The organism is Xanthomonas sp. NCPPB 1638 (assembly GCF_041475635.2).
In the GTDB taxonomy this organism is placed as follows: Bacteria; Pseudomonadota; Gammaproteobacteria; order Xanthomonadales; family Xanthomonadaceae; genus Xanthomonas; species Xanthomonas cucurbitae.
In genome coordinates, this window is record NZ_CM192984.1 from 3,891,872 (window position 1) to 3,918,570 (window position 26,699).

Here is a 26,699-nt window from a genome sequence, read left to right on the forward strand (position 1 = left end):
CCGTTATCGGCCTGATCGCGCCGATCTTGAATGGAGCAAACGGCGATCGTCCTGCTCGCTGTGCCACGGCCGTGCGCGTGCGTCGACCGGCAGGCAGGCAGGCACACGGTGGCGGCGTAGACTGCCTGCCGGCGACTGTCGCCTGAAACAGGCTGAAAACGCCGTGATACCGCCTCCGTTCCGCCTGCTCGCCCTGGCTGCCGCCGCCGCGCTGTGTGCCTGCGCCAGCCAGGCCCCACGCGGGCCGCAACGCTCACCCGCGGCAGCCAAGGCCGACATCGCGCGGCGCCTGCCGGCCACGCTCCAGGACCGCAGCGGCTGGGCCGAGGCGGTCTACGTGGCGCTGACCTCGCAAGGGCTGGAGACCAGCGCCGTGCACATTTGCGCCGTGCTGGCGGTGACCGAGCAGGAGTCGAGCTACCAGGCCAACCCGGTGGTGCCCAACCTGGGCCGGATCGCGCGTGCGGAAATCGATCGCCGCGCCGGCGCGCACCATGTCCCTGCCTTCATGGTGGATGCGGCGCTGCGCATCGCCTCGCCGGACGGCCGCAGCTACGCCACCCGCATCGCTGCCGCACGCACCGAGCAGGACCTGAGCCGCCTCTTCGAAGACTTCACCGGCAGCGTGCCACTGGGCGCGCGCCTGTTCGACGGCTTCAATCCGGTCCACACCGCCGGGCCGATGCAGGTGAGCATCGCATTCGCACAACAGCATGCCGCGCGTTATCCGTACCCGATCGACGGCGCGATCCGCCAGGAGGTGTTCAGCCGCCGCGGCGGGCTGTGGTTCGGCACCCTGCACCTGCTGGGCTACCCGACCAGCGACGGCGCCTTGCTCTACCGGTTTGCCGACTTCAACGCCGGCTGGTATGCCAGCCGCAATGCCGCCTTCCAGGCCGCGCTGAGCAAGGCCAGCGGCATCGCGCTGGCCCTGGATGGCGACCTGCTGGTTCCCGGTGCCGGCCTGGAGGCGCCAGGCGCCACCGAGCGCGCCGTGCGTGCCCTGGGCAGCCAGCTGGCCTTGAGCGATCGCCAGATCCGCCGCGCGCTGGAGGCCGGCACCACCCTGGAGTTCGAACAGACCGCCCTGTACCGGCAGGTGTTCGCACTGGCCCAGCGCGACGCCGGGCAAGCGTTGCCGCGTGCGGTCCTGCCCGGCATCACCCTGGACAGCCCCAAGATCACCCGCCGCCTCACCACCGCCTGGTTCGCGCAACGGGTGGATGCACGCTGGAAACGCTGCATGAGCCGGTAGCCGGCGGCGGCGCAGGCGCCGACGATGGCGGGCGAACCGGCCTCCATGGTGGCGCACCCTGCGACAGCGGCAGGTCAGGGCCGCCACCAACCGCTTACGTCGCCACGGCCTGCGCGCGGCGTGCACCGGCTCCACCAGCCCGCGCGCGGCGCATTGGCGATGGCGTGGCTGCGCACACGAGGTCTGGCGCAGGCAGACCACGATGGCGACAGGTAGCATCGGGTCTTCGCGCGGCCGGTGGCTGCGCGCTCCCTTCGTGCCGGAGACTCCACCATGCCCACCCCGTTGCCGATGCGGCACCTGTTTGCTGCCATCGCCCTGATCGCCGTGCCCTGCATCGCCGGCGCGCAGACACCTCGCGTGAGCGAGGCCGACTACGCGCGTGCCGAACGCCTGGTCAACTATCTTGCACAGCCGCTGGTCGATCGTGTCGCTACCCGCATCGACTGGCTGGATGCCACCCATGTGGTCTATGTCGATCACGACGCCACCGGCGATCGCCTGCTGCAACTGGACACCGCCACCGGCAAGACTGCGCCGATCTTCAAACAGCCTGCGCTGGTTCGCTCGCTCAACACGCTGCTGAAGACCGGCGACAAGCCGCTCAAAGCCGACAGCTTCGCACCAGCAGTCAAACGCACCGCCGATGGCCGCTACCGCCTCAGCGTACGCGGCACGGCGGTGGTCTGCGACACGCGGGCGCGCTGCAGCAAGCTGTATGCAAAGGACAAGCCCGAACCGGGCGTGCTGTCGCCGGACAAGCGGAGCGAAGCGTTCATCCGCAACTGGAACCTGTGGGTGCGCGATCTGGCCAGCGGCAGCGAGACCCAGCTCACCCACGATGGCGTGGAAAACTTCGGCTACGCCACCGACAACGCCGGCTGGCAGCACACCGACAACGCCATCGTCGCGTGGTCGCCGGATTCGCAGAAGATCGCCACCTTCCAGCAGGACCAGCGCAAGACCGGCGACATGTACCTGGTCAGCACCAAGGTCGGGCATCCGGAGTTGCAGTCCTGGAAGTACCCGCTGGCCGGCGACAAGGACGTGACCATGATCGAACGCGTCATCGTCGATGTGCCCACGCGCGGCGTGCTGCGATTGAAGATGCCGCCGGATCAGCATCGCTCCACCCTGTGCGATGACGTCAGTTGCTCGCCTGGCCTGTGGGATGACGTGAAGTGGGCGCCGGACGGCAAGACGCTGGCCTTTGCCTCCACTTCGCGCTTCCACAAGCAGACCTGGCTGCGCATCGCCGATGTCGCCACCGGGCAGGTACGCACGGCGTTTGAGGAAACCGCCAAGACCTACTACGAAAGCGGCCAGGTCGCCGCCAACTGGGCCTATCTGCCCGGCAGCAACGAGGCGGTGTGGTTCTCCGAGCGCAGCGACTGGGGCCAGCTGTATCTGTACGACCTGGCCACCGGCAAGCCCAAGCATGCCATCACCACCGGCCAAGGCAACGTCACCGAGTTGCTGCGCGTGGACCCGGTGAGCCGTACCGCGTGGTTCATGGCGGTGGGCCGCTCTGCGGGCGTGGACCCGTACTACCAGCAGCTGTGGAAAGTGAGCCTGGATGGCGGCGCGCCGGTGCTGCTGACGCCGGAGGTGGCCGACCACAGCGTGGTGCTGTCACCCGATGGCGCGCGTTTTGTGGACACCTATTCCACCTCGGTTGTCCCGCCGGTCACGCAGCTGCGCGATGCCAGTGACGGACGCACGCTCAGCACGATTGCCAGTGCCGACATCAGCCGCCTCAAGGCCGCCGGCTGGGTGCCACCGGAGCCGATCACGGTCAAAGCGCGCGATGGCAAGACCACGCTATACGGGTTGATGTTCAAGCCGACCCACTTCGACCCCGCACGCAAGTATCCGGTGATCGACTACGTCTACCCCGGCCCGCAGACCGGCTCGGTGCGCGGGCGCAGCTTCCTCGCCGGCCACGGCGACAACCAGTCGCTGGCCGAGCTGGGCTTCATCGTGATCGCCATCGACGGCATGGGCACACCCTGGCGCTCCAAGACCTTCCACGACACCTGGTACGCCAACATGGGCGACAACACGCTGCCCGACCAGGTGGCTGCGGTGAAGGAACTCGGCCAACGTTACCCATGGTTCGACACCAGCCGCGTCGGCATCTGGGGCCACTCGGGCGGCGGCAATGCCTCCACTGCCGCCATGCTGCGCTACCCCGAGGTGTTCAAGGTGGCCTGGTCGGAAAGCGGCAACCACGACAACCGCGGCTATGAGGACGACTGGGCCGAGAAGTATCACGGCGAACACATCGTCAACAAGGATGGCAGCTCCAATTACGACGACCAGGCCAATGCCACCCACGCCAGCAAGCTCAAGGGCCGGCTGATGCTGGTGCACGGCACGCTGGACGACAACGTGCCGCCCTACCTCACCCTGCTGGTGGCCGATGCGCTCATCAAGGCCAACAAGGACTTCGACATGCTGATGCTGCCCAACGCCAAGCATGGCTATGGCGACCTCACGCCCTACGTCACCCGCCGCCGCTGGGACTACTTCGTGCAACATCTGCTCGGCGCCACTCCGCCGACGCAGTACCAGATGAAGCCGATGCCGGACAGGTAGGTAAGCGCGGCTGACAGCACGTAGCGAGCGCGCGTCAGGGAGGTATGGACGGCGTGCCCAGAACCGGAGTGTACGCAGGGGACATGCCGATTCCGCGCACCGGCCATGCCCATCTAGCGGCTACGCAGTCGTTTTGCCAGCCACTCCTGTTCAACAGCACAGGCAGCGGCAGATAGCGCTGACCACGGTCGGTCTCGATCCAGAAACCGACCTGATGAACAAGTGCATCACTTCGCCGTACTGCCGCCAAGCTGCTTGCTCAGGAACGCCAGCAACCGCGTGTAGTACTCCCGACGATGCGCCTCGGTGTAGAAGCCATGGCCTTCGTTGGCGAAGTACAGCGATTCCACCGGCACGCCGGCGCCCTTCAAGGCGCGTTCCATCGCCTTGGTGTGCTCGATCGGCGCGCGCTCGTCCTTGCCGCCGGCCGCCAGGAACACCGGCACCTTGATCTGCCGTGCCAGCGTCACCGGCGAGCGTGCCGCCAGGGTGTCGCGCGCGCCCAACCAATCCACGGTCCAGTTCTTGGCCCAGCGTGCGTAACGGGCGGTATCGCGCGCCATCATGTCCAGGTCGTACACACCCACATAGCCCGCGGCGCAGCGGTACAGCGCCGGCTCCTTGGCCACGCCCATCAGTGCCGCGTAACCGCCATAACTGGCTCCGTAGAGGCAGATGCGCTGCGCATCGGCAATGCCTTCGGCGATCGCCCACCGCGTGGCATCGGTGACATCGTCCTGCATGCGCCCGCCCCACTCCTTGGCGCCAGCCTGGGTAAACGCATCCCCGTAGTTGGCCGAGCCACGGTAGTTGACGCGCAGCACCGCGTAGCCGGCTGCCGCCAGCAACTGGGTCTCGTCGTCGAACGCCCACTTGTCAAACACGCCAAACGGGCCGCCGTGCGGCATCACGATCAGTGGCAGCGGCTTGCCGGCAGCGGCGTGCAGGGGCTGGGTCAGGTAGCCGTGCAATACCAGGCCATCGCGCGCCTTGAAGCTCACCTGCCTGCTCGGCGGCACCGTATCGGGCGGGAACCATTCGCGGCTGCTGAACACCCGGTCGGCCTTCTTGCTCACCGTGTCGAACAGGTAATAGTCGCCGTTGTTGCGATCGCTCCACACATAGACCAGGGCCAGGCGGCGGTCGCTGGTGGCCGAGGTGATGTAGATCGCATTGCCGTCGAAGGCCTTCTCCAGGCTGCGGTACAACCGCGCAGTAGGCGATGTCTCGTCGAAGAACCGGTTCCGCACCCGATCGCTCATGTAGGACGCACCGATCGGCGTGGTGCCATCCAGGTCGCGCAGGATGCGGTACGGGTCGACGGTGTCGTCGCGTAGCAACGGCGTGGACTTGTCGGTTGCCGGATCCCAGGCCACCAGCGCATCCGGGCCGCTGGCCTGCTCCACCTGCAGATAGGCCAGCGTGCCATCGGCGGAAAAACCCAATGGATACTCGCGGTGCTGACTACTGGCCGAGTCGTTGATCAGCCGCCACGGTGCAGCATCGTTGTCGCGGTAATACAGCTTGCTGACGTTGCTGATGTCCAACCCCCGGGCGAAGCGGATCCGCCCCTGCTGATCGGTCGCAAAACTCGCCCGCCGCACCGGCGAGGTGGCCACGGTACTGCGCCGGCCGGTCTGGATATCCAGCTTGTCGATGCGGATGCTCGGGTCGCCCACGAAGGGAACCGTGGACACCAGGATGGTGCGCGGGTCGTCGCGCAAGGTGTCCAGCATGAAGGTGGCCGGGTCCAGATCCATCTTCAGCTGCGCACCGTTGATGTCGGGATTGGTGCCATAGGGGCTGGCCAGCAGCCGGCTGTTCTTGCCATCGGCATCGATGGCGTGCAGCTGGCCGATCGCCACCGGCTCGTCGCGCGAGCCCAGCCGCTGCGCCATCGACACCACCATGCGCTCGTCGCTGGCCCACCAGAAATCGTCCACCACGCTGTCGGCGCCGCCGGTGATCTTCGCAGTGGCTACCTTGTCCTGCCGGCGCACGATGCCCAGCACGGTGCGGTCTTCCAGCGGCATGGTCAGCGCGAAATACGCGCCCGACGGCGAAATCTTGATGCGTTCGAACTGGTCCCGCTTGAGGTACGGCGCCAGCTCTACCGCTTCCTGCGCCTGTCCCGGCATCGCCGCGACCAACGCAAGCACACACCCCACCACCCGCATCCAATAACGCATATCGCCCCCTGCGATCTGTCCTTGAGGCCGCCATAGTGGCAAAGGCGTCGCGTGGCGTCCATGTCCTGTGCCACGCCGCGTCGGGCCAGTCGCTGCTGCAGCCACGCAGGCCGGAATGCCTGCGGTGACAGCGCGCAGCTGCGATGCACAGCCCGACCAGATGCATGCGGTGCTGTGCGGCATGTCACCGGTCAACGCTCTCGGTCAGCGCGCGGCAGCGCGCCGCTGGCCCGGCAGGCCGATCCGCCGGAACCACGGTTCCAGCGGCACCATCGCCAGCCGTGGCACCGCCGCCGGCAGACTCAGCGCCAAAGCCCAGCATGACCAACGCAGCGGCAGGGCGGCCACCGGATCGCGTCATGCCCCCAAACTTTCGGCACATGGCGTAAATACAACAGCGCTTATATATTTGCGCCATGAGCACACTCACTCCCACACTGGGCACCCTGGTCCGGCACCTGATCGAGTTGCTGGATGGCGATCTCGAAGCGGTGTACGCGGCCTCCGGGCTCGCCTGGCGGCCGCGCTACACGCCGGTGCTGCGCGTGCTGATGCGGCTCGGCCCTGCGTCCATCAAGGTGCTGGCCCAGGAGATCGGCATCACTCACTCCGCTGCCAGCCAGACCGTTGCACAGATGGCCAAGCAGCGCCTGGTCGTCCTCAAACCCGGTGCCGATGCACGCGAACGCATCGTCGTACTCACCGCCAAGGTCCGGCGCCTGGTTCCCGCCCTGCAGCAGCAATGGGCGGCGACCAATGCGGCGGCGGCACAGCTCGATGCCGAGCTGTCCGTGCCGCTGTCGGCCGTGCTTGCCGAAGCCATCGCCGCGTTGCAGCGGCGCTCGTTCGCAACCCGCATCACCGCAGCAACTGATCCAGCCTCCCGCACTTCCGCCCCATGACCGCTGTATCCACAAGGAGTCGCACATGCCTGCAGTGACGCAATCGCCCCCCACCAGCGCAGCACCTGCCACGCACGCACCCCACGCCATCGCGCTGGGCGAACGCGGCATCCTGCGTCCCGGCCGCCTGCGGTGGTTGCGCGCCTGCGGCTGGGCCGTCGTGCTGTTCTTTCTGGTCGCCATTCCCACCGGCGTAGTGACCCGGTCGCTGGGCAGCTTGTGGCCGAAGAGCAACGAGCCGGTGCAGTTTGCGGTCAGCACCTTCGGTGCGCTGGTGGCCTTGGGCATCTACGCGCTGGCGGTACGCCTGGCCGAACAGCGCACTCCTTCCGAAATCGCCGTGCGCCCCATGCTGCCGCAGCTGGCCATCGGCCTGCTGGCCGGTGCGGCGATGTTTTCTGCGGTCATGGGCATCATGGCGCTGTTCGGTCTTTACGATATCCAGGCAACCGGCCCTGCATCGGCATGGACACCGCTGCGCCAGGCGTTGCAGGCCGGCGTCGTGGAAGAACTGATGATGCGCGCGGCAATCCTGCGGCTGCTGTGGCGCGCGTTCGGCCCCTGGACTGCGTTTGCGGTCTCCTCTGCGGTGTTCGGCTTCAGCCATCTGGGCAACCCCAACGCCACGGTGTTGGCGGCGGTCTGCATCGCCCTGGAAGCCGGCGTGATGCTGGGCGCGTTCTATGCGCTCACCGGCCGCATCTGGGTGTCGATCGGGGCGCACACCGCCTGGAATTTCACCCAGGGCTATCTGTTCGGCGCCGCTGTCTCGGGCATCGCCCCGGGCGCGGCCATCGCGCGCAGCACGCCCAACGCCGCCATGCCCGACATGTTCACCGGCGGTGTGTTCGGCCCTGAAGCGTCGCTACCTGCGGCGCTGGTGTGCCTGGCCGTTGGGCTGAGCGTGGTCTGGGTGGCATGGCGTACGGGCAGGTTCGCCGTGCGCTGATCGCGCACTGGCGCATCCACCCACTCGCCTTTATACGCATCGCTCCATCGCACAGCCGCGACAGGACATTCCACTGGCGCGCAGGTCCTGCAGCGATCTGTGCGCCAGTCGTGCACCACATGCCAACCTATGGCAGACCCACGAGCGAACTGCTCGGTACGCATCTTGCCAACCTCCACACACGCCACCCTCTAGGCTGGGTTTTTCGATCCATCGTGACGGCACGCAGCGCATTGCGCCTGCGGTCGCGCGACACGCACGGAGGTGTTTATGGCGTTGATTCATTCCATCCTGATGGGCGCGGTGGCCGGCATGCGCTCGATGACCCCGCTTGCTGCGGTCGCCAATGCCGCACGCAGCGGGAAGCTTCCCCGCGACAACGGTGCCCCCGGCCTACTGGCCAACCCACTGGCCTCGGCCGGCATGCTGGCGCTGGCCAGCGGTGAAATCGCCGGGGACAAGATGAAAAGCGCACCCGACCGCATCGTGTTGCCCGGCATGGTGGCGCGCGTGGCCACCGGCATGCTCGCCGGTGCGGCATTGGCACCACGTCACCAGCGTGGCGTCGCCGCCGTGCTGGGTGCGGCGGCCGCCGTCGGCGCCGCCTACCTCACCTTCAACCTGCGCATGCGGGCGATCGAGCGTTATGGCCAGACCAGCACCGGCGCCGTGGAGGATGCGATTTCGGTGGGCGCTGCTGCATTGATCGTGCGCAGCGCGGCACACGAGTAAGCGTGCGGACTAGCCGCCCTGGTGCGCCTCGCGCCCGTGCGGCGCCAGCAGGTCCAGCACCGGGCCCAGCGGCACGATCCCGGTGGGATTGATCGTGTCGTGGCTCTGGTAGTAGTGGCCCTTGATGTGCTGGAAATCCACCGTCTCGGCGATGCCGGGCAGCTGGTATAGCTCGCGCAGAAAGCCCGACAAGTGCGGGTAATCGGCAATGCGGCGCAGATTGCACTTGAAGTGCCCCACGTACACCGCGTCGAAGCGCACCAGCGTGGTGAACAGGCGCCAGTCGGCTTCGGTCAAGGTGTCGCCACACAGATAGCGTTGCTGGCCCAGGCGTGCCTCAAGCCAATCCAACGACTCAAAAAGTGGGCTTATCGCGTCTTCGTAAGCGCGCTGCGTGGTGGCAAATCCCGCCTTGTACACGCCATTGTTGACGGTGTCGTAGACACGCGCATTGACCGCATCGATCGCTGCCCGCAACGGCGCGGGATAGTAATCGCCCGCGCGCGCGCCGACCGCATCGAACGCGCTGTTGAACATGCGGATGATATCGGCCGATTCGTTGCTCACCACCGTCTTGCGCTCGCGGTCCCACAGCACCGGCACGGTCACCCGCCCGGAGTACTGCGGGTCGGCCTTGAGATAGACCTGGTACAGACGTTGCGCGTGATTGACCGAATCTTCCACCACCCCCGGGCCTGCATCGAAGGTCCAGCCGTGTTCGCCCATCAGCCAGTTCACCACCGACACATCGATCATCGACTGCAGGCCTTTCAGGTGGCGAAAGATCAAGGTGCGATGCGCCCACGGGCAGGCCAGCGACACATACAGGTGATACCGCCCCGCCGCGGCCTGGAATCCGGCCTCCCCATGCGGGCCGGCCGCCCCATCGCGCGTCACCCAGTTGCGGAACTGCGATTGCGAGCGCTCAAAGCGCCCATCGCTGCTGTCGGTGTCATACCAACGGTCTTGCCACTTGCCCTCGACCAGCAGGCCCATGATTTTTCCTTGCAACCGGCACAGGCTCTCCAACGTAGCCGACCGGCGTTGCAGGACATGTGAGCGCTGCCCCCCTCCGGCCGCCAAGGCGCCGCCCACAACGGCAACGCCCTGGCAGGTGGACCACGACCGAGGAGCTGGACGGTAGCGCGCGGCAGGACCTCGCCCTGGTGCCCGATTGGCGCGGTGCCGCGCCAATCGGCGAAAATGCGCGAGCGCACTGCGGCGCATCTGGTCACGCGGCCCCCGGCCGGCGGACCGTTGCCCTGCCCTGGTGCCGGACTTCGCAGGCTTCCGTCCGCAGCAGCTGCGCCATTGCCCCTTCCTTGGATCCGTCTTGAACACCACCGCCCCGCCCCCGCCCGCCGCCGACCTGCCACTGACCGACCGCCTGCGCGCCGCGCTGGATGTGCTGGAAGCCATCGATGCCGACCGCAGCGTCCTCGACTCCCTGCCCGAGGCCGACCGCGTGCGCCTGCACCAGGTGGTGGCCCGCGTCTACCACCCCGAGCCCAAGGCGCGCCGCCAGTTGCTCAAGCAGCGCGAACGCGAGCGGCACCAGGAGAAGGTGCGCAAGGCCGAAGCCCTGCTCGAACAACGCGGCATCCGCGCGTTGCGGCGCAAACCGGTGTTCAGCACGCCGAACTACTTCCCGCCACACGCCGCCGGCCTGCACGACGCGCACAACGGCGAGAACGCCGCCGCCGAGGAGCCGACGCATTCGCCCGAGCTGCGCCACTGCTATGTGTGCAAGCAGAAATTCACCCAGCTGCACGATTTCTACGACCAGATGTGCCCCGCCTGCGCCGAGCTGAATTTCTTCAAGCGCACCGAAACCGCCGACCTGCGCGGGCGTGTTGCATTGCTCACCGGCGGCCGGGTCAAGATCGGCTACCAGGCCGGCCTGAAGCTGCTGCGCGCCGGTGCCGAACTCATCGTCACCACCCGCTTCCCGCGCGATTCGGCCGCGCGTTATGCGCAGGAGCCGGACTTTGCGCAGTGGGGCCATCGCCTGCAGGTGTTTGGGCTGGATCTGCGCCACACGCCCAGCGTGGAGGCGTTCTGCAGCCAGTTGCTGGCCACCCGGCTGCGGCTGGACTTCATCATCAACAATGCCTGCCAGACCGTGCGCCGCCCGCCGCAGTTCTATGCGCACATGATGGCCAACGAAACCGCCGCACTGCACGCCCTGCCGGAGACCGTGCAACGACTGGTTGGCCATTACGAAGGCCTGCGCACGCCCGAGCCCTTGCGGAAGGCCTCGGCCGCTGCGCTGCCAGCGGTACACGGCCGCAGCCTTGACGATGCCGATGGCCTCACCCGCGCCGCCGAGCTTTCACAGATTGCCCTGCTGGACGACGAACTGGTGGGGCAGGAGCACCTGTTCCCCGACGGCCGGCTGGACCAGGACCTGCAGCAGGTGGATCTGCGCGGGCGCAATTCCTGGCGCCTGCTGATGGCCGAAGTGCCGTCGGTGGAATTGCTGGAAACGCAACTGGTCAACGCCATCGCGCCGTTCATCATCAATGCGCGCCTGAAGCCGTTGATGCTGCGCACGCCCGAGCGCGACAAGCACATCGTCAACGTCTCGGCGATGGAGGGCCAGTTCTACCGCAACTTCAAGACCACCCGGCACCCGCACACCAACATGGCCAAGGCCGCGTTGAACATGATGACGCGCACCTCGGCGGCCGATTACCAGAACGACGGCATCCACATGAACAGCGTGGACACCGGCTGGGTGACCGACGAGGATCCGGCCGACATCGCTGCGCTCAAGGTGCAGCAGGAACGTTTTCACCCACCGCTGGATATCGTCGATGGCGCCGCGCGCATCGTCGACCCGATCATTCACGGCTTCAATACCGGCGAACACGTCTGGGGGCAATTCCTGAAGGACTACGCGCCCACGGATTGGTAGCCGTCAGCCCCGCGCCGTGCTGGCGGCAGGCACGCCGAGCGCGCTGGAAGGGCGCGCTCCCAGGTGCCCGGCCGGGCCGGCGGCGATAGAAGATATCGATTTGCGAGCGGCGTTTTTTCACGCCAGCATCACATGTACTGGGATGGGGATGCCGCCACTGGGGCGACAGGCGGATCGGGCCGGCTTTCCACCCACCACAGCGTATGCGAAGGGGCAAGCATGTATCTGATCCGGGCTCACCAGCGCGCCGTGCAGTCGGCGCTGATCGTTGGCTACGTCTTCCTGCTCGGCTGGGCGGGCTGGCTCTTCACGCACCTGCACTGAACACCGGCAGGCGGCCGCGCTGTCGCCGCAGTCGCCAGCCAGCGTCGGGACCTGCCGCGTCTTCCGGTGGCGCCTACGCCCCACCCGAGCGCGGCAGCGGCGCCGGCACGTTCAACATCCCTCCGGCCGCCACATACGCCGCCAGCGCCTGGCCCTGGCTCAACAGATGCCCGTGCATGGTGCGCTCTGCGCCTTCCGCATCGCCGCGCCGCACGCATTCCATCAGTTGCCGATGCTCGGCCAGCGATTGCGCCATCCGCCCGGGAGTGAGTAACTGCCGCCCGCGATGCATCTTGAGGATGCGATGCAGATCGTGGGTGACGCGGATCAGCCACGGATTGCCGGCGTAGTGCTGCACCGTCTCGTGGATCAGATAATTGTTGCGGTAGTACTCGGCCAGATCGCCGGAGGCGGCCGAGGCCTCCATCGCCGCATGCAACTCTTCCAGTCGCTGCACACCGGCTGCGTCGATGCGCTTGACCGCATCGTGTGCACAGCGGCCTTCCAGCATCGCCATCACCGGGAACAGCTGGTTGAGGTCTTCCAGCGTCAGCCGCGTGACCCGGCTGCCGCGGCCGGCGTCCAGCTGCACCAGGCCTTCGGCCGCGAGCAGCTTGAGGCTTTCGCGCAAGGGGGTGCGGCTGATGCCGAGCTCTTCGGCCAGCGCCGGCTCGTCGATCCATTCGCCCGGCGGCAACGCGTAGTCGTAGATCTTCTGGCGCAGGCGCTCGGCCACTTCCTCGTACAGCGGTACGCGCTTTCTGGCGCTGCGCGAATCAGGGGCGAGGGTCATGGTGGGCAGGTCGTCGGCGTTGGAGCAGGGGCGCCCATTCTACCGGGGCACCCCTGGGCCCTGCCCGATACCGCCGGCCTCACAGCCAACCCGGCACCACGAACAGCAGCCACGCCGCCAGCGGCCCCAACACCACCACCAGCCCGCTATAGACCAGGAAGCGGCGGAACAGGCCGTCGCGTTCTTCCTTGGCGGCCGAGGCCACCACCAGCGCACCATTGGTGGAGAACGGGCTGACATCCACGATCGTGGACGACACCGCCAACGCGCAGATCACCCCGGCGGCACCCAGCTGCCCCTGCATCAGGAACGGCACCGCCAGCGGGATGGTGGCACCCAGCACGGCCGCCGACGAGGCGAATGCGGAGACGATGCCGCCCACATAGCAGACCAGCAACGCGCCGAGTAGCGGCATGCCGATGTGCGAGACGCCGGTGCCGATGTAGTCCACCGCGCCGGCTTTTTCCAGCACCGCCACATAGGTCACCACACCGCTAATCAACAGCACCGTGGACCAGCTGATGCCGTCCACCGCGCCCTTCTGCGCATTCGGCGAAATCAGCGCCAGCGCCACGGCGACGGTGATCGACACCAGGCCGACATTGAGGTTGTAGACCAGCGCCGCAACACCCAGGCCGAGCAAGCCGATCAAGGTGATGACCCGGTCGCGGGTGATCGCCACCGCCTCCAGCGCCAGCGGATCGGTGGACAAGGTGCCACCGCCGGCAGCGACCAGCGCGCCATGGCCTTCGATGGCGAAGCGGCGTTGCGAAGCCTGGTCGCCGGTGACCGGCACATACTGCGCATCGGCCAGCGACATCTCCTGCCGGCGCATCAGCGTGAGCCCGCCGAAGGCGCAGAAACAGATGATCGCCATCATCAGGTTGAAGCCCAGGCTGGTGAGGAATACCGCCATTTCGGTGACATCCAGCCCGGCCTTTTCCACCACCTTGTTGGTGATGCCGCCATACACGCTGATTGGCGAGAACCCACCGCCCTGCGCACCATGGATCACCAGCAGGCCCATCATCAGCGGATTGATGCGGTACTGCTTGGCGAAGCGCAGCGCGACCGGGCCGATGATGGCCACCGCCGCCGGCCCCAACGCGCCGAACGCGGTGAGCAGGCCGGTGATGAGGAACATCACCCACGGAATGGCCACGATATGCCCGCGGACCGCGCGGACCGCCCAATGCACCAGCAGATCGATGGTGCCGTTCTTTTGCGCGATGGCAAACAGATAGGTGATGCCGACCAGGGTCAGGAACAGATCGCCAGGAAAGCCGGCCAGCACCTCCTTGCCGTCAAGCCCCACCCATACCCCACCGACGATGAACGCCAGCGCGAAGGCCACCGCGCCCATGTTGATGGGCAGAGCGGTGGCCACGATAAACATCACAACCAAGCCAAGAATCGTTGCAATTTGCGGGGTCATGCGCCCTCCCAGACACTTGATTCGCGTACAGCACGGATGGCCACCCGCCATCCAGGGGGCACGCTATGTGCGCCACCTGCCGGTCCTTCATGCCGCGCGCTCGCACGCGGCGCCGACCCATTCCACGACACCGTGGATGCCGTGGAATTCATCGACCGAGCGCGCCTCGCACCCCGGTACGACCTCGCGCACCATGCGCGCCAATGCGCTGCCCGGGCCGAGTTCGAGAAACACGCGCGCACCGCGTTCGGCCGCCTGCACCAGCACGTCACGCCAACGCACGGTCTGCGCGATCTGTGCCGACAGGCTGTCGACGACCAGCGCAGGCGTGGTGACCGCGCGTGCATCGATACCGGCCAGCACGCGCACGGCTGGCGCGCGTACGGCCACCTTGTTCAATTCGATGGCGAACGCATCGGCTGCCTCGCGCAGCCACGGCGTATGCGCAGGCACGCTGACCGGCAGCAAGGTCGTGCGCGCACCACGTGCCTGCGCGTCATCGCCCAGCGCCTGCAGTGCGGCGCGTGGGCCGCCAAGCACGGCATGGTCGTCGCCATTGAGGATGGCAAGCGCGGCGCCATGGCTGTTGCAGAGCGATTCAAGCGTGGTCAGTGGCAGGCCGACCACCGCCATCAGCCCGGCGTGCGCGGGACTGGCGGCGTCCATCAGGCGCGCGCGGGTGGCGGCCAGCTGCAGGCAGGTGGCGATTTCCATGCTGCCGGCCACGGCGTGCGCGGCGAGTTCGCCCACGCTATAACCCAGCGCCATCAAGGGCGTCGGCAACTGCTGGCGTAGCGCCTGCCACTGCGCCAGCGTGCCTGCGCAGACCAGCGGCTGGGCGATGGCATTGGCATAGCGGCCGGGATCGGCCGCCAGACGCTGGGACGATGTGCCAAGCAGCGCGTCCGCAAGCGCGACGACCTCAGGCGCAGCCGGCGCATCCGCCACCTGCGCGAACATCTCCGGATGCTGGCCGCCTTGGCCGGGGCAGAGGATGGCCAGGCTCATGGAGTTGCTCGGTGAGCTGTGGTCGGACGGTGTCTGCCAGAGCTGCCCTCATCCGCCCTTCGGGCACCTTCTCCCGTAGACGGGAGAAGGACGGCACCCGGCACAGTAGTAGGTGGTGCGATACGACTGCTCGCACGTTCTGCCACGACACGTGCAGTGAGACGGCGCGGATGGGGATCTGGGCTCATGCGCGCTCCTGGCAGTGCAGAAACCACGCACAGGCCAACAGATCGGCACTGCCGCCGGGGCTGAGCCGGCGTTCGACGAAGCCCTTGCTGAGTGCAGCAAGCCGATCGCGCCAGTTTGGCTGCGCCGTACCGCCATCGGCAAGAAAGCCGGATGCCTGCGCCTTGGCATACGCCAGTCCATCGGCGCCACCGCGATGCAACAGATTGAGATCGTCCACCTGTGCGACCAACTGCATCAGGGTATCCACGAGCGCGGCCTCCTGCGTGGCACCGCTGTTCAACCGGGCACGCAAGGTTGGCAACGCCACCTCGCGCAGCAGCGGATAACCCATCGCGGCCTGCTCGCGCACACCGCTGACCGGGTGCTGCGCACGCATGCGCTGGCCGTTGCTGCGCGGATCCAGCGGCGCGGCCAGCACCGCGTCGCGCCAGACCTGCACGCCCTGGCAGATGGCTTCAGCAGCGGGGGGCCGCTGCTGTGCAGCGTGCAGGCGCGCGGCCTGCGCGGTGAGCAGGCCAAGGCTGAAGATGGCACCCCGGTGCGTGTTGATGCCGCCGGTAGCGCGCAGCATGGCGGCCTCGGCGACGATCCCCCGTTCGCGCAGCTGCGCGAAGGGCGCGTTGTCGATCCCGGCCTGGGCGATGGCGACGAAATAGCCCCGCAGTGCAAACAGGCTGCGTAGGAAGGTGGACGCGTCCATGTCGGTGTGGCTGCCGCTGTCGAACGGCGTCACCAGGCCGGGCTTGAACGCACATGCCAATTCCTCGTGCAGCGCGCCAACCGCAAGACGGCCGATGCGGTGCGCCAGCGGGCTGGCGTGGGCCTGTGCAGGGGGCGATGAGTCAGGGTGGTCGAAATATCCCCCGTGTTGCGCCTGCGCCCTCATGCCGCGCTGCATACCGGAAACAGGGCGGCCCGCGGCAGCAGGCGGCATCCGTTACTGGACTTCACCAGCAGCTGCTGCGCACTACCGGCGTATTCGCGCCAGTTCACGGCCCTGTCGTCGGGCAGCAACAGCTCACCATCGGCGCGTTGCCCGTGGCGCTGCTCCCAACGCTGTAACAGCGCGACGACGGCCTGCGCCTGTTCAGGTGTTTCGGCTCCCCACAGCAGGTCCAGATCCGATTGCGCATGCACATAGGCCAGGCCGGTCAACGCCTGCCAGGCGAAGCTGCCGAACACGCGCGGTTGCAGGGCCGCGGCCTGGCATTGCCTCAGCAGGGCCTGCAAGGCCGCTTGCGCGGTCTCCGGAGCGTGCGCGAGTACCGCGTCCAGTGCGAGTGGCGCGGTACAGCGCGCAATGTCATCAACGTGCACGGTCAGCGCCAGGCGCTGCTTGTTTTCTGCAGGCGGCAACGGCACGCCCAGGCGCATGGCACCCGGTGCTTCGCTGCCGTCACGGCGCGCCACCACGGCCGGCAGGCCGGCGGCAAACCAGTGCTGCAGCCGCGGCTGCGTGCCCGGGGTGAGCGCTTGCCACTGCGCCGCCGCACGCAACCACACCAGGGCGTGGCGGCCGGCCATGTCAGGCTTCGCCCGCCGCCACGGCGGCAGCGACATCGCGTGCCAGGGTTCGGCCACCGCGTTGCGCACCGCGTACCCGGCGCTGGTCGCCATCCACAGGCGCGGCCAATGCCTCGAGCAGCGCCTGCGCCAGATCGCCTTCCCACAGCGAATCCACCGCGCCCATGCGTACGTAGTTCTCCACACCCGGCGCAAACACCGGCGAGCTCTTGCTAAGCGCCTGCAAGGTTTCCAGCGGTTGCTTGGTGACCCGCGCCATCGCGCGCAGATCCATGACGCGCACCTGTGCACTCGGCAAGGCATGGATGCGATCGGCCATCAGGCCAAAGGACAGGAATCCACCGCTGACCGCTTCGCCATACACCAGCGTGACCAGCCGCGCGCCGCGCTGGCGGGCCACCTCCAACGCGCGCGCCAGATGCGCGAAATAGCCGTTGATGCCAAGCAGCTCGTCGCGACGTGCAAGCCGCTGCCCGGCGGTGTCGGCCAGCATCACGATGGGCCGCTGCGGATGTGCGCGGGTGCTGGCCAGCACGGTGGCGGCCAGCATCAGGGCATGGTCAACGCCCACTTCCAGTGTGTTGGCCGTGCCGATCACCGTCACCTCGCCTGCGACGGTGGTGGCGCTGCCGGTGAGCACATCGTCGTTCCGGGTGATGGCATGACCGAGCGGAAACAGCTGGTCGAGCAACTGGCTCAGTTCCATGGCGTGCTCCGGTCGGCGGTGGCGGCAAGGAAGGCGTCGGTGTCCAGCAGTGGCAGGCGCTGCGCATCGGCGATGCCCTGGCGCGTCCAGATTTCCAGGCTGTCGCGGCAATCGCCGTACGCGTCGATACGCGCGGACAAGTGCTGATGCGCGCGCTCCAGCGACTGCAACGCGGCATCGCCGTCGGGTTCTGAGAGTGCATCCAGCGTGCTGGCGGCGGCATCGGCGAAGGCCGCGATGCGGTCGGCCACCAGGGTGCGCGCTTCGCCGAGCAGATAGCGGTGCTTGCCGCCGGTGACGCGCCACACCAGCGCGCGGTCGCGCGCATCGAATTCCTCCACACCACGCACGGTCTCGATCACATCCGGGCCAGACAACGACAGGCGGCCTTCCTCGGACATGAGCACCGCGCTACAGCAGCGCGCCACGATGCCCATGCCACCGAACGCGCCGTTGCCGCTGCCGATCAACGCCAGCACTGCAATGCCGGCGGCGCGCACGGTCAAGGTGGCACGCATGACCTCGGAGATGGCGATCAGGCCGGCATTGGCTTCATGCAGGCGCACGCCGCCGGTATCGAGCAGCAGCAGCACGGCATCCGGGCGCGTGGCCACGGCACGTTCAAGCAGGCCGGTGAGTTTGGCACCGTGCACTTCGCCGACACCACCACCCATGAAGGCGCCTTGTTGCGCGGCGATCAGCACGTTGCGCCCGCGCAGCGTGCCCTGCCCCACGACGACGCCGTCGTCGAAGGCGCCGGGCACGTCCAGTTGCGCCAGATGCGGGCTGACCAGGCGACGGCGCGGGCCGACGAATTCCTGGAAGCTGCCGGCATCCAGGAGCCCATCGATGCGCTCGCGCGCATCGGCTTCGTAGTAGCTGCGGTCGGCCATGGGAATGGTGGTGCTCATGCGAGTCTCCGGATCGCGTAGGTAGGAGCGCACCCGGGCGCGACTGACGCGTGACCGGAGATGCCCGTCGCACTCTGGCGCGCTCCTACAGCGGCGGCTGCGGCGCATCGGCTGGCGACTCTGTGCGTAGGAGCGCACCCGGGCGCGACGGTGGGGTTACCGGGAACGCCTATCGCGCCCGGGTGCGCTCCTACAGGGGCATGCGGGCTCATGCGTCGGCTCCTTGCAGCACGTCGATCGCCTGGTCAAGGCGCAGGCTCACCACCGCCGGGGTGGCACCGACATCGTTGACGCTGATGCGCACATCGCGCAGTGGATGGCGCGCGGCGAAATCGTCCAGCACCGCTTGCCAGATCGTGCCGAAGCCACGCGCGGCGGTGAGGATGTGGATCTCCATCGCGCCATCCAGCGGCACGCGCTCGACCAGCACTTCCAGATTGCCGGAGGCGACCACGCCCACCAGCGCATGCTCCAGCCCGGCGCCTGCACCGCGCTGGCCGTCAAAACGATAGCGAAGGGTTTCCATGCTCGGCCCTACCAGTTGCGAAAACGTTTCGGCGGGTCGTACAGCCCACCAGACCAGCGCACCAGGTCCTTGACCGTGCGCGCGGCCAGCAGGTCACGCGTGGCATCGCGCGGGCGAATGCCCAGGTCGTCCGGACGCTTGATGACGCCGCGGTCGCGCAGGTTCTCCACCATGCGCTTGTCGCGCCCCAGGCCCACCGCGGTGTAGCCGGATACGCCACGGATCGCCTGCTCGCGTTCTTCCGGGGTGCGGCATAGCAGCAGGTTGGCGATGCCTTCTTCGGTCAGCACATGGCTGACGTCGTCGCCGTAGATCATCACCGGCGGCAGTGGCAGGTTTGCCCGCTCGGCCAGCTCCCAGGCATCGAGCCTGTCGACGAAGGCCGGCGCCATGTGCTCGCGGAAGGTTTCCACCATCTGCACCACCAGCTTGCGCCCGCGCGGCATCTCGCCAGGCCGTGCGGCCTCGCGCCCGGCCTTGAGCCAGGCAGCGCTGGCATGCCGGCGGCCGCGTGCGTCCGAGCCCATGTTGGGCGCGCCACCGAAGCCGGCAATGCGGTCGCGCGTGGCAGTGGAGCTATTGCCCTGCAAATCGATCTGCAGCGTCGAACCGATGAACATGTCGCAGGCATACAGGCCGGCGGTCTGCGACAGCGCGCGGTTGGAACGCATGCTGCCGTCGGCACCGGCGAAGAACACATCCGGGCGTGCGGCGATATACGCCTCCATGCCCAGCTCCGAGCCGAACGCGTGCACCGATTCGACGAAGCCCGACTCGATCGCCGGAATCAGCGCCGGGTGTGGATTGAGCGCCCAATGCCGGCAGATCTTGCCCTTCAACCCCAGCGACTCGGCATAGGTGGGCAGCAACAGTTCGATGGCGGCGGTATCGAAGCCGATGCCGTGGTTGAGGCGCTCCACGCCGTACTCGGCGTAGATGCCCTTGATGGCCAGCATCGCCATCAGCACCTGGATTTCGGAGATCTGCGCCGGGTCGCGGGTGAACAGCGGTTCGATGTAATTGGGCTTGGGCGCCTGGGTGACGAAGTCCACCCAGTCGGCAGGGATATCCACGCGCGGCAAGGTGTCCAGGATTTCATTGACCTGTGCAATCACGATGCCGCCCTTGAACGCCGTGGCTTCCACGATCACCGGCGTGTCTTCGGTATTGGGGCCGGTATAGAGATTGCCGTGGCGATCTGCCGCCTGCGCGGTGACCAGCGCAATGCGCGGAGTGAGGTCGATGAAGTAACGGCCGAACAATTCCAGGTAGGTGTGGATGGCACCGATCTCGATGCGCCCTTCGCTCACCAACCCGGCCAGGCGCGCGGCCTGCGGGCCGGAGAACGAGAAATCCAGCCGCTTGGCGATGCCGCGCTCGAACACGTCCAGATGCGCGGCCAGCGACAGCACCGACTGCACCATGTGCAGATCGTGCACGCGGGCCGGGTCCACCTCGGTCAGGCAACGCGCCAGGAAGTCGGCCTGCTTCTGGTTGTTGCCCTCCAGGCACACCCGGTCGCCGGGTTCGATCACCGCCTCCAGCAGCGCCACCACGTCCTCGGCGGCCACCCGCCCATGCGGCGCGAGCGCGGCGGCGCGCTGCAGGCGCTGGCGGCGGCTTTCGGCCTGGGTGTTCCACTGTCGGCTCATCGCCTCGCCTCACCGGGCCGAGCCCGTAATGTCGAAGTAATTACATCGTAATTATGAAGATTAGCGCTGTCTAGACGCGTTGCAGCATGGGGGCACTGATGACCACAGTCGGTCCGCTAGGCGACAGCTGGGCGCTTGCGATGCCCATCACGTCGGCCTATCGTTTCCACAGGATTCGATCTATCGAATAAGGATGCGCTCCTACCGTCACCACCCACCTGAGCGGGATGCGCTGGCCGGTAGCGCGCGGATGCGGCCGTTGGAGCATGGCGATCCGCGCCTGCTACTGCTGGCACTGATCGACCAACAACCACGCCACGGCTACGCGTTGATGCGGCAGATCGGCGCGCTGTTCGAAGGCCTATACGCGCCCAGCGCCGGTGCGATCTATCCGGCCCTGGCGCAACTGGAAGCCGACGGATTGGTAGAACCCGATCTGCAACGGGGCCGCAAGCGCTACCAAGTCAACGCTGCCGGGCGCCGCTACGCCAATGAACACCGCGATGCACTGGATGCCGCGCTCGCACGTACCCAGCACCGTGCGCGCGCGTTGATCAAGGCGCAGACACCTGCCCCGATCCGCGAGGCGATCCAGCGCATCAAGCACGGCCTGTTCGCACGGCACGGGCAGTGGAGTGGCGCCGAGACCGCACGCATCGCCGCACTGCTCAACGCCGCCGCCGATGGCATGGAGCAGGGCCAGGCCCGAGCATGAGGCTGCGTGCGCACCCTCATCGGCCGCTGCGCGGCACCGTCTCCCCCATGAAGGAGGACAATGTCCCGAGTGGAGAAGGGATAGCGACTGCATCGGCTGGCTGCTGTACCTGTCACGTCATTGATTTCGACCTTCATCGTGTCCCCATTCCCCAACGCCGCGTATCGAAACGGTACCCACAGGAATCGCACTTCATGGCTGCACATACCAACACCCAACTCCGCCGCGACCCGCGCCTGCGTACCGTGCAGGTGGTGCGCTGCACGTCGATCACCCCGCAGATGCGCCGCATCGTGTTCGGTGGCAGTGAACTGGCTGGTTTCCAGAGCGAGGCACCGGACGATCACGTCAAATTGTTCTTCCCCAATGCCGACGGCGCCTTCGTGCTGCCGACGATGACGGCAGACGGCCCCCGCTACGCCGAAGGCGTCGTCCCCTCGCCCGGCCGCGACTACACCCCGCGCCTGTTCGACCCGCAAACCGGCGAACTCGGCATCGACTTCGTGCTGCATGGCGACGGCGTGGCCTCCAACTGGGCGGCACAGGCGCAGCCGGGCGATGCACTGCGCATCGGCGGCCCACGCGGCTCGTTCCTGGTGGCCGACGATTTCGATCATTACGTGCTGCTCGGCGATGAAACCGCGTTGCCAGCCATCGGCCGTTGGCTGGAGGCGATGCCGGCGGACATGCATGCCGAAGTGTTCATCGAAGTGGCCGATGCCAGCGAACGCCAGGAACTGCTGAGCGCGGCCGATGTGGAGGTGTACTGGCTGGAGCGCAATGGCTTCGACGCGGCCAGCAGCACGCTGCTGGAAGACAGCCTGCGTGATTACGAGCCGCACGACGGCGACACGTTCTACTGGATCGGTGCCGAATCGATGCGCGCCCGTGCCATGCGCAAGTTCATCGAAGAGCACCTGGGCGTGGACCGCGAATGGGTGCGCGCGAAAGGCTACTGGAAGGCAAATCCCACAGCGGAGTAACCCCGCCCGTAGGAGCGCACCCGGGCGCGACGGGCTTTCCCGACAAAACCCAGCCCCGTCGGTACAGCGATCGGTAACGCGTTCGCGGCCGTGGCCGCTCCTACAATCGCTGGCGCGCGCGGGGCCACTCCCGGCGTGCAACATCCCCGTAGGAGCGCACCCGGGCGCGACAAGCTTTCCCGACAAAACCCAACCCCATCGGTACAGCGATCGGTAACGCGTTCGCGGCCGGGGCCGCTCCTACAATCGCTGGCGCGCGCGGGGCCACTCCCGGCGTGCAACATCCCCGTAGGAGCGCACCCGGGCGCGACGGGCTTTCCCGACAAAGCCCAGCCCCATCGGTACAGTGATCGGTAACGCCCTCGCGGCCGGGGCCGCTCCTACAATCGCTGGCGCGCGCGGCCACTCACGGCGTGCAACATCCCCGTAGGAGCGCACCCGGGCGCGACGGGCTTTCCCGACAAAGCCCAGCCCCATCGGTGCAGCGATCGGTAACGCCCTCGCGGCCGGGGCCGCTCCTACAATCGCTGGCGCGCGGGGCAACTCACGGCGTGCAACATCCCCGTAGGAGCGCACCCGGGCGCGACGGGCTTTCCCGACAAAGCCCAGCCCCATCGGTGCAGCGATCGGTAACGCGTTCGCGGCCGGGGCCGCTCCTACAATCGCTGGCGCGCGCGGCCACTCACGGCGTGCAACATCCCCGTAGGAGCGCACCCGGGCGCGACGGGCTTTCCCGACAAAGCCCAGCCCCGTCGGTGCAGCTATCGGTAACGCGTTCGCGGCCGGGGCCGCTCCTGCAATCGCTGGCGCGCGCGGCCACTCACGGCGTGCAACATCCCCGTAGGAGCGCACCCGGGCGCGACGGGCTTTCCCGACAAAACCCAGCCCCTTCGGTGCAGCTATCGGTAACGCGTTCGCGGCCGGGGCCGCTCCTACAGAGAACGCGCTTTGCGCACACAAGCAAAAGCCCGCCGATTGGCGGGCTTCTGGGTTGCGGCATCGGGCAGCTGCGTGCATCGATGCCGCGATCTCCGCGCGAATTACTTCGCAGCAGCCGCCTCACCCGCCTTGGCCTGCAAGGCTTCGGTGGTGATGCGGATCTTCACTTCGTCGCTGACGTTCGGGGCGTACTGGCCCACGCCGAAGTCGCTGCGCTTGATCGTGGTGGTGGCATCGAAGCCAGCCGCCGGCACCTTCTTCATCGGGTGCTCGCCGGCACCGTTGAGGGTGACGTCCAGCACGACCGGCTTGGTCTGATCCTTGATGGTCAGATCGCCGGTGACGGTCAGCTTGTTGTTGCCGGCCGCTTCGACCTTGGTGCTCTTGAAGGTGGCGGTCGGGAACTTGGCCGCGTCGAAGAAGTCACCGCTCTTGAGGTGCTCGTCGAACTTGGCGGTGAAGCTGTTCAAGCCGGACAGCGGCAGGGTCACCTGCACGGTGGACTTGGTCACGTCGGCTGCGTCGTAGACCAGCGTGCCGTCGACATTGCCGAAGTGCGCACTGGGGTTGGAGAAGCCGAAGTGGCTCCATTGCGCGATCACGTCGGTGTGGCTCGGGTCCAGGGTGTAGGTGCCCGAAGCCACCTGCACGGCCGGTGCGGTGGAGGCGGCCGATTCGGCAGCTGCCGGTGCCGGCGCAGCAGTGGTGGCGGCCGGCGCAGTGGCGGCCGGGGTTTCGGCAGCCGGGGCGGCAGCGTTGTCGGCCGGCTTGGAGCAGGCGGCAATGGCCAGGGTCAGGGCGAGCGGCAGCAACAGCTTGTGGGTGGTCTTCATTGAAACTCCATGTGATGAGAGACGCGTTGGATCAACGCGGATGGGACGAAGCGCAGACGGACGAGGACTGCAGGAAACCTGAAAACGGGCACATCGGTGCAACGCAACACTCCTGGCGGACGGCCATCGGCCAGACAAGCACGCAGCGCACGCGCGCCCCGGCCCATGTGTGCCGACAACACACCCCGCACCGGCATCACTCGAACCGCGCGGCTTCCTCGAAGCTCAGGCGCGGCAGGCGCGGGAACAATCCCGATGGATCGCCGTAGCCAAGATTGACCAGGAAGTTGGACTTGATCGGCGTGCCGGCAAAGAACGCGGCGTCTACCTTGGCATTGTCGAAGCCGGACATCGGACCGGCGTCCAGGCCCAGCGCGCGTGCGGCCAGGATCAGGTAGGCGCCCTGCAGCGAGCTGTTGCGGAATGCCGATTCGGTGCGGCCTTCGCGCGGGCCGTCGAACCAGCTCTTGGCATCGGCATGCGGAAACAAATACGGCAGCTTTTCGTGGAAGTCCTCATCGTGGGCGACGATCACCGTCACCGGCGCGGCCAGGGTCTTGTCGGCGTTGCCTTCGGACAATGCCGGCTTGAGCTTGGCCTTGCCTGCGGCGCTGGTCACGAAGACAAATCGCGCGGGACTGCCGTTGGCGGCGGTGGGGCCCCACTTCACCAGCGCGTAGAGCTCGCGTAGCAAGTCCTGGCTGACCGGCGTGTCGGCAAACGCGTTCTGCGTGCGGGCGGTGCGGAACAGCTGATCCAGTGCGGCGGCATTGAGCGAATCGGACATGGGCACTCCAGAAAAAGGGACGGTGCGACGGTGGGCTGCGGCGTCGGCACCAGTGTGAAGACCCGCAGTGTAGAGTGGTGCGATGGCCGCCACACGCGCTCAATCTGAAACAAATCCATGTCGGATCTGAAACGATGGGGCTGACCTGGGCGCTGAGCGACGGCCGCGCCGGCAATGCGCGTCAGGCCGAGGCGCTGGCCCGTGCGCTGCACCCGAGTGCCTTCCAACCCATGCACCTGCAAGCGCGCGCGCCCTGGCGCTGGGCCGCCCCGCGCCTGTTACCCGCTGCGCACCAGGCATTTGGCGCGGCATTTGTGCGGCAACTGCAGCAACCGCCGGCACTGGCCATCGGATGCGGCCGGCAGGCAGCGCTGGCCACCCGGCTGCTGCGCGCCCGTGGCAGCCGCAGCGTGCAGATCCTGGACCCACGCCTGGACCCGCGCCAGTGGGACCTGCTGGTGGTCCCCGAACATGACGCACTGCACGGCGAAAACGTGCTCACCCTGCTCGGCAGCCTGCACCCGGTGGACGATGCCTGGCTGACGGCCGGGCGGGCCGCACGTCCCGCGCTGGGCGGCCTGCCCGGCCCGCGGCTGGCCCTGCTGGTCGGCGGCCCCACGGCGCAGGTGCCGTGGACGCCACCGGCGCTGGCGGCGCTGTGCGCAGGCTTGAGTGCGCAGCTACGTGCAGTGGGCGGTAGCCTGCTGGTCACCCTCTCCCGCCGCACGCCGACCGACGCCATCGCTCCACTGCGTGCGGTCTGCAGCGGGCTGCCACATCTGCTGTGGTGCGACGAGCGCGATGGCCCCAATCCGTATGCCGGCCTGCTGGGCTGGGCGGACGCGATCGTGGCCACCGCCGACTCGGTCAACCTGCTCTCCGAAGCCTGCGCCACGCGCGTGCCGGTGGCCGCAGCATTCAGCGATCTGGCCAGCGGGCGCGTGCGTACCTATGTGCAGGCACTGCGGCAGCGCCAGCGGCTGCGCGCAGCCGATGCAGTCCTCGACGCGGGCAGCGAGATCCTGCCCGTGCGCGAAACCGAGCGGATCGCCCTGCAGGTACGCGCACACCTTTCGGTATAGGGTCAGAGGCTAAGACCCTTCGCGCCCAGGTGCGCTCCCATCGCAGGTCGCTGCGCTGGTCCGGCCATTGCGGCACGCGGATAATCGACGCATTGCCCATCGATTATCGCCATGCCCAGCTTGCCTGCCCCGACGTTCGCACCGCTCACCGCCCGCGCCCTGCTCTGGGCGGTGCTGGCGATGGGCGCAGTGGTGCTGCTGTCCAACATCCTGGTGCAGTACCCGATCAACGACTGGCTGACCTGGGGCGCGTTCTCGTATCCACTGGCATTTCTGGCCAGCAATCTGGTCAACCGCCGCTTCGGGCCGCAGGCCGCGCGCTCGGTGGCCTGGTGCGGGTTTGCGCTGGCGGTGCTGCTGTCGGTATGGCTGGCAACGCCGCGCATCGCGGCCGCCTCGTGCACGGCGTTCATTGCCGCGCAATTGCTCGACATCACCGTGTTCGACCGGCTGCGTGGCGGCAGCTGGTGGCGGGCGCCAATCGTGGCCACCACCTGCAGCGCCACGCTGGATACCGCACTCTTCTGGGGCATTGCCTTCGCTGGCGCATCGCTGCCCTGGGTGAGCTGGGCCGCAGGCGATCTGGCGGTGAAACTGGGCATGGGCGTATTCCTGCTTGGGCCGTTCCGTGCCTTGCTGTGGCGCAGTGCGCCGCGCGCCCATGCCGACACCTGATGCAGCGGGGCCTGCGTGGCTGCCGACGCATGGCCCTCAGTGATCCTTCGCCGGCATCCGCAACACCGGCCGTCA

General features: G+C 67.6%; 24 protein-coding genes and 1 other RNA gene. 10 read left to right on the forward strand and 15 right to left on the reverse strand.

The window, feature by feature from the left end; genetic code table 11:
• The first annotated feature begins 163 nt into the window (after positions 1-163).
• Both ACCQ13_RS16800 and ACCQ13_RS16805 read left to right on the forward strand, forming a co-directional pair.
• Entirely contained in the window at positions 164-1,255 is a 1,092-nt protein-coding gene (locus tag ACCQ13_RS16800; protein WP_159407603.1) for a DUF1615 domain-containing protein, read from the forward strand.
• Between the two features lie 273 nt (positions 1,256-1,528).
• Positions 1,529-3,853: a S9 family peptidase gene (locus ACCQ13_RS16805; protein ID WP_159407604.1), complete on the forward strand. Its 2,325-nt coding sequence runs from the start codon at positions 1,529-1,531 to the stop codon at positions 3,851-3,853.
• Between the two features lie 8 nt (positions 3,854-3,861).
• Here the strand turns inward: ACCQ13_RS16805 and ACCQ13_RS16810 are convergent.
• From ACCQ13_RS16810 to ACCQ13_RS16820, 3 genes are all read right to left on the reverse strand, one after another.
• Positions 3,862-3,938, reverse strand: a non-coding RNA gene (locus tag ACCQ13_RS16810) — sX9 sRNA.
• Positions 3,939-4,080: 142 nt separating this feature from the next.
• Positions 4,081-6,042 carry an alpha/beta hydrolase family protein gene (locus tag ACCQ13_RS16815; RefSeq protein ID WP_223214364.1) on the reverse strand — a complete coding sequence of 654 codons (1,962 nt, stop codon included), beginning with the start codon at positions 6,040-6,042 and terminating at the stop codon, positions 4,081-4,083.
• Positions 6,043-6,246: 204 nt separating this feature from the next.
• Entirely contained in the window at positions 6,247-6,390 is a 144-nt protein-coding gene (locus tag ACCQ13_RS16820; protein ID WP_159407605.1) for a hypothetical protein, read from the reverse strand.
• Positions 6,391-6,458: 68 nt separating this feature from the next.
• Between ACCQ13_RS16820 and ACCQ13_RS16825 the strand changes: the two genes are divergently transcribed.
• From ACCQ13_RS16825 to ACCQ13_RS16835, 3 genes are all read left to right on the forward strand, one after another.
• Positions 6,459-6,944 (forward strand): MarR family winged helix-turn-helix transcriptional regulator, encoded by a 486-nt coding sequence (locus ACCQ13_RS16825; RefSeq protein WP_104604014.1) that lies wholly within the window; start codon positions 6,459-6,461, stop codon positions 6,942-6,944.
• Positions 6,945-6,969: 25 nt separating this feature from the next.
• Positions 6,970-7,893, forward strand: coding sequence for a CPBP family intramembrane glutamic endopeptidase (locus ACCQ13_RS16830; RefSeq protein WP_104604015.1), 924 nt, complete (start codon positions 6,970-6,972; stop codon positions 7,891-7,893).
• A gap of 270 nt (positions 7,894-8,163) precedes the next feature.
• Complete coding sequence (locus ACCQ13_RS16835; RefSeq protein WP_167526952.1) at positions 8,164-8,625, forward strand: DUF4126 domain-containing protein; 462 nt, start codon at positions 8,164-8,166, stop codon at positions 8,623-8,625.
• Positions 8,626-8,634: 9 nt separating this feature from the next.
• Here ACCQ13_RS16835 and ACCQ13_RS16840 read toward each other — a convergent pair whose 3' ends face one another.
• Positions 8,635-9,621 (reverse strand): glutathione S-transferase family protein, encoded by a 987-nt coding sequence (locus tag ACCQ13_RS16840; protein ID WP_159407606.1) that lies wholly within the window; start codon positions 9,619-9,621, stop codon positions 8,635-8,637.
• Between the two features lie 337 nt (positions 9,622-9,958).
• Here ACCQ13_RS16840 and ACCQ13_RS16845 point away from each other — a divergent pair, with 337 nt between their 5' ends.
• On the forward strand, positions 9,959-11,542 hold the full coding sequence (locus ACCQ13_RS16845; protein WP_159407607.1) for an SDR family NAD(P)-dependent oxidoreductase: 1,584 nt from the start codon (positions 9,959-9,961) through the stop codon (positions 11,540-11,542).
• 397 nt (positions 11,543-11,939) lie between these two features.
• Here the strand turns inward: ACCQ13_RS16845 and ACCQ13_RS16850 are convergent, their stop codons facing one another.
• From ACCQ13_RS16850 to mdcA, 9 genes are all read right to left on the reverse strand, one after another.
• Entirely contained in the window at positions 11,940-12,659 is a 720-nt protein-coding gene (locus ACCQ13_RS16850) for a GntR family transcriptional regulator (protein WP_159407608.1), read from the reverse strand.
• A 79-nt stretch (positions 12,660-12,738) separates the two neighbouring features.
• Positions 12,739-14,094: an SLC13 family permease gene (locus ACCQ13_RS16855; RefSeq protein WP_159407609.1), complete on the reverse strand. Its 1,356-nt coding sequence runs from the start codon at positions 14,092-14,094 to the stop codon at positions 12,739-12,741.
• Between the two features lie 87 nt (positions 14,095-14,181).
• Entirely contained in the window at positions 14,182-15,102 is a 921-nt protein-coding gene (gene mdcH, locus ACCQ13_RS16860) for a malonate decarboxylase subunit epsilon (protein ID WP_104604021.1), read from the reverse strand.
• 184 nt (positions 15,103-15,286) lie between these two features.
• Entirely contained in the window at positions 15,287-16,177 is an 891-nt protein-coding gene (mdcB, locus tag ACCQ13_RS16865; protein WP_159407610.1) for a triphosphoribosyl-dephospho-CoA synthase MdcB, read from the reverse strand.
• Positions 16,174-16,815, reverse strand: a complete 642-nt coding sequence (gene mdcG, locus ACCQ13_RS16870; protein ID WP_159407611.1) for a malonate decarboxylase holo-[acyl-carrier-protein] synthase — start codon at positions 16,813-16,815, stop codon at positions 16,174-16,176. The genes mdcB and mdcG overlap by 4 nt, the downstream gene beginning before the upstream one ends.
• Position 16,816: 1 nt before the next feature.
• Positions 16,817-17,521, reverse strand: a complete 705-nt coding sequence (mdcE, locus tag ACCQ13_RS16875) for a biotin-independent malonate decarboxylase subunit gamma (protein ID WP_159407612.1) — start codon at positions 17,519-17,521, stop codon at positions 16,817-16,819.
• Positions 17,512-18,414, reverse strand: a complete 903-nt coding sequence (locus ACCQ13_RS16880; RefSeq protein WP_208800714.1) for a biotin-independent malonate decarboxylase subunit beta — start codon at positions 18,412-18,414, stop codon at positions 17,512-17,514. Before ACCQ13_RS16880 ends, mdcE begins: the two co-directional genes overlap by 10 nt.
• A 226-nt stretch (positions 18,415-18,640) precedes the next feature.
• Positions 18,641-18,958, reverse strand: coding sequence for a malonate decarboxylase acyl carrier protein (mdcC, locus tag ACCQ13_RS16885; RefSeq protein ID WP_104604024.1), 318 nt, complete (start codon positions 18,956-18,958; stop codon positions 18,641-18,643).
• Between the two features lie 8 nt (positions 18,959-18,966).
• Positions 18,967-20,610 (reverse strand): malonate decarboxylase subunit alpha, encoded by a 1,644-nt coding sequence (gene mdcA / locus ACCQ13_RS16890; protein WP_159407614.1) that lies wholly within the window; start codon positions 20,608-20,610, stop codon positions 18,967-18,969.
• A 193-nt stretch (positions 20,611-20,803) separates the two neighbouring features.
• Between mdcA and ACCQ13_RS16895 the strand changes: the two genes are divergently transcribed.
• Both ACCQ13_RS16895 and ACCQ13_RS16900 read left to right on the forward strand, forming a co-directional pair.
• Complete coding sequence (locus tag ACCQ13_RS16895; RefSeq protein WP_104604026.1) at positions 20,804-21,325, forward strand: PadR family transcriptional regulator; 522 nt, start codon at positions 20,804-20,806, stop codon at positions 21,323-21,325.
• Between the two features lie 194 nt (positions 21,326-21,519).
• The gene (locus tag ACCQ13_RS16900) at positions 21,520-22,308 is read left to right on the forward strand and encodes a siderophore-interacting protein (RefSeq protein WP_104604027.1); all 789 of its coding nucleotides are present in this window, start codon (positions 21,520-21,522) and stop codon (positions 22,306-22,308) included.
• Between the two features lie 1,040 nt (positions 22,309-23,348).
• Here ACCQ13_RS16900 and ACCQ13_RS16905 read toward each other — a convergent pair.
• Positions 23,349-24,080: a YceI family protein gene (locus tag ACCQ13_RS16905; protein WP_159407615.1), complete on the reverse strand. Its 732-nt coding sequence runs from the start codon at positions 24,078-24,080 to the stop codon at positions 23,349-23,351.
• Positions 24,081-24,276: 196 nt separating this feature from the next.
• A complete protein-coding gene (locus tag ACCQ13_RS16910; RefSeq protein ID WP_159407616.1) occupies positions 24,277-24,867 on the reverse strand; it encodes a malonic semialdehyde reductase in 591 nt (196 codons plus the stop codon).
• Positions 24,868-25,001: 134 nt separating this feature from the next.
• On the opposite strand from ACCQ13_RS16910, the gene ACCQ13_RS16915 reads away from it, so the two are divergent.
• A complete protein-coding gene (locus ACCQ13_RS16915; protein WP_159407617.1) occupies positions 25,002-25,949 on the forward strand; it encodes a mitochondrial fission ELM1 family protein in 948 nt (315 codons plus the stop codon).
• 111 nt (positions 25,950-26,060) lie between these two features.
• Complete coding sequence (locus ACCQ13_RS16920) at positions 26,061-26,624, forward strand: VUT family protein (protein ID WP_104604031.1); 564 nt, start codon at positions 26,061-26,063, stop codon at positions 26,622-26,624.
• The last annotated feature ends 75 nt before the right edge of the window (positions 26,625-26,699 follow it).

Excerpts from the sequence above, each read along its gene's own strand:
- ACCQ13_RS16805 (WP_159407604.1), top strand. The coding sequence starts at position 1,529 with ATGCCCACCCCGTTGCCGATGCGGCACCTGTTTGCTGCCATCGCCCTG.
- ACCQ13_RS16815 (WP_223214364.1), bottom strand. The coding sequence starts at position 6,042 with ATGCGTTATTGGATGCGGGTGGTGGGGTGTGTGCTTGCGTTGGTCGCG.
- ACCQ13_RS16825 (WP_104604014.1), top strand. The coding sequence starts at position 6,459 with ATGAGCACACTCACTCCCACACTGGGCACCCTGGTCCGGCACCTGATC.
- ACCQ13_RS16830 (WP_104604015.1), top strand. The coding sequence starts at position 6,970 with ATGCCTGCAGTGACGCAATCGCCCCCCACCAGCGCAGCACCTGCCACG.
- ACCQ13_RS16835 (WP_167526952.1), top strand. The coding sequence starts at position 8,164 with ATGGCGTTGATTCATTCCATCCTGATGGGCGCGGTGGCCGGCATGCGC.
- ACCQ13_RS16840 (WP_159407606.1), bottom strand. The coding sequence starts at position 9,621 with ATGGGCCTGCTGGTCGAGGGCAAGTGGCAAGACCGTTGGTATGACACC.
- ACCQ13_RS16850 (WP_159407608.1), bottom strand. The coding sequence starts at position 12,659 with ATGACCCTCGCCCCTGATTCGCGCAGCGCCAGAAAGCGCGTACCGCTG.
- ACCQ13_RS16855 (WP_159407609.1), bottom strand. The coding sequence starts at position 14,094 with ATGACCCCGCAAATTGCAACGATTCTTGGCTTGGTTGTGATGTTTATC.
- mdcH (WP_104604021.1), bottom strand. The coding sequence starts at position 15,102 with ATGAGCCTGGCCATCCTCTGCCCCGGCCAAGGCGGCCAGCATCCGGAG.
- mdcB (WP_159407610.1), bottom strand. The coding sequence starts at position 16,177 with ATGAGGGCGCAGGCGCAACACGGGGGATATTTCGACCACCCTGACTCA.
- mdcG (WP_159407611.1), bottom strand. The coding sequence starts at position 16,815 with ATGGCCGGCCGCCACGCCCTGGTGTGGTTGCGTGCGGCGGCGCAGTGG.
- mdcE (WP_159407612.1), bottom strand. The coding sequence starts at position 17,521 with ATGGAACTGAGCCAGTTGCTCGACCAGCTGTTTCCGCTCGGTCATGCC.
- ACCQ13_RS16880 (WP_208800714.1), bottom strand. The coding sequence starts at position 18,414 with ATGGCCGACCGCAGCTACTACGAAGCCGATGCGCGCGAGCGCATCGAT.
- mdcC (WP_104604024.1), bottom strand. The coding sequence starts at position 18,958 with ATGGAAACCCTTCGCTATCGTTTTGACGGCCAGCGCGGTGCAGGCGCC.
- mdcA (WP_159407614.1), bottom strand. The coding sequence starts at position 20,610 with ATGAGCCGACAGTGGAACACCCAGGCCGAAAGCCGCCGCCAGCGCCTG.
- ACCQ13_RS16895 (WP_104604026.1), top strand. The coding sequence starts at position 20,804 with ATGCGCTCCTACCGTCACCACCCACCTGAGCGGGATGCGCTGGCCGGT.
- ACCQ13_RS16900 (WP_104604027.1), top strand. The coding sequence starts at position 21,520 with ATGGCTGCACATACCAACACCCAACTCCGCCGCGACCCGCGCCTGCGT.
- ACCQ13_RS16905 (WP_159407615.1), bottom strand. The coding sequence starts at position 24,080 with ATGAAGACCACCCACAAGCTGTTGCTGCCGCTCGCCCTGACCCTGGCC.
- ACCQ13_RS16910 (WP_159407616.1), bottom strand. The coding sequence starts at position 24,867 with ATGTCCGATTCGCTCAATGCCGCCGCACTGGATCAGCTGTTCCGCACC.
- ACCQ13_RS16915 (WP_159407617.1), top strand. The coding sequence starts at position 25,002 with ATGGGGCTGACCTGGGCGCTGAGCGACGGCCGCGCCGGCAATGCGCGT.
- ACCQ13_RS16920 (WP_104604031.1), top strand. The coding sequence starts at position 26,061 with ATGCCCAGCTTGCCTGCCCCGACGTTCGCACCGCTCACCGCCCGCGCC.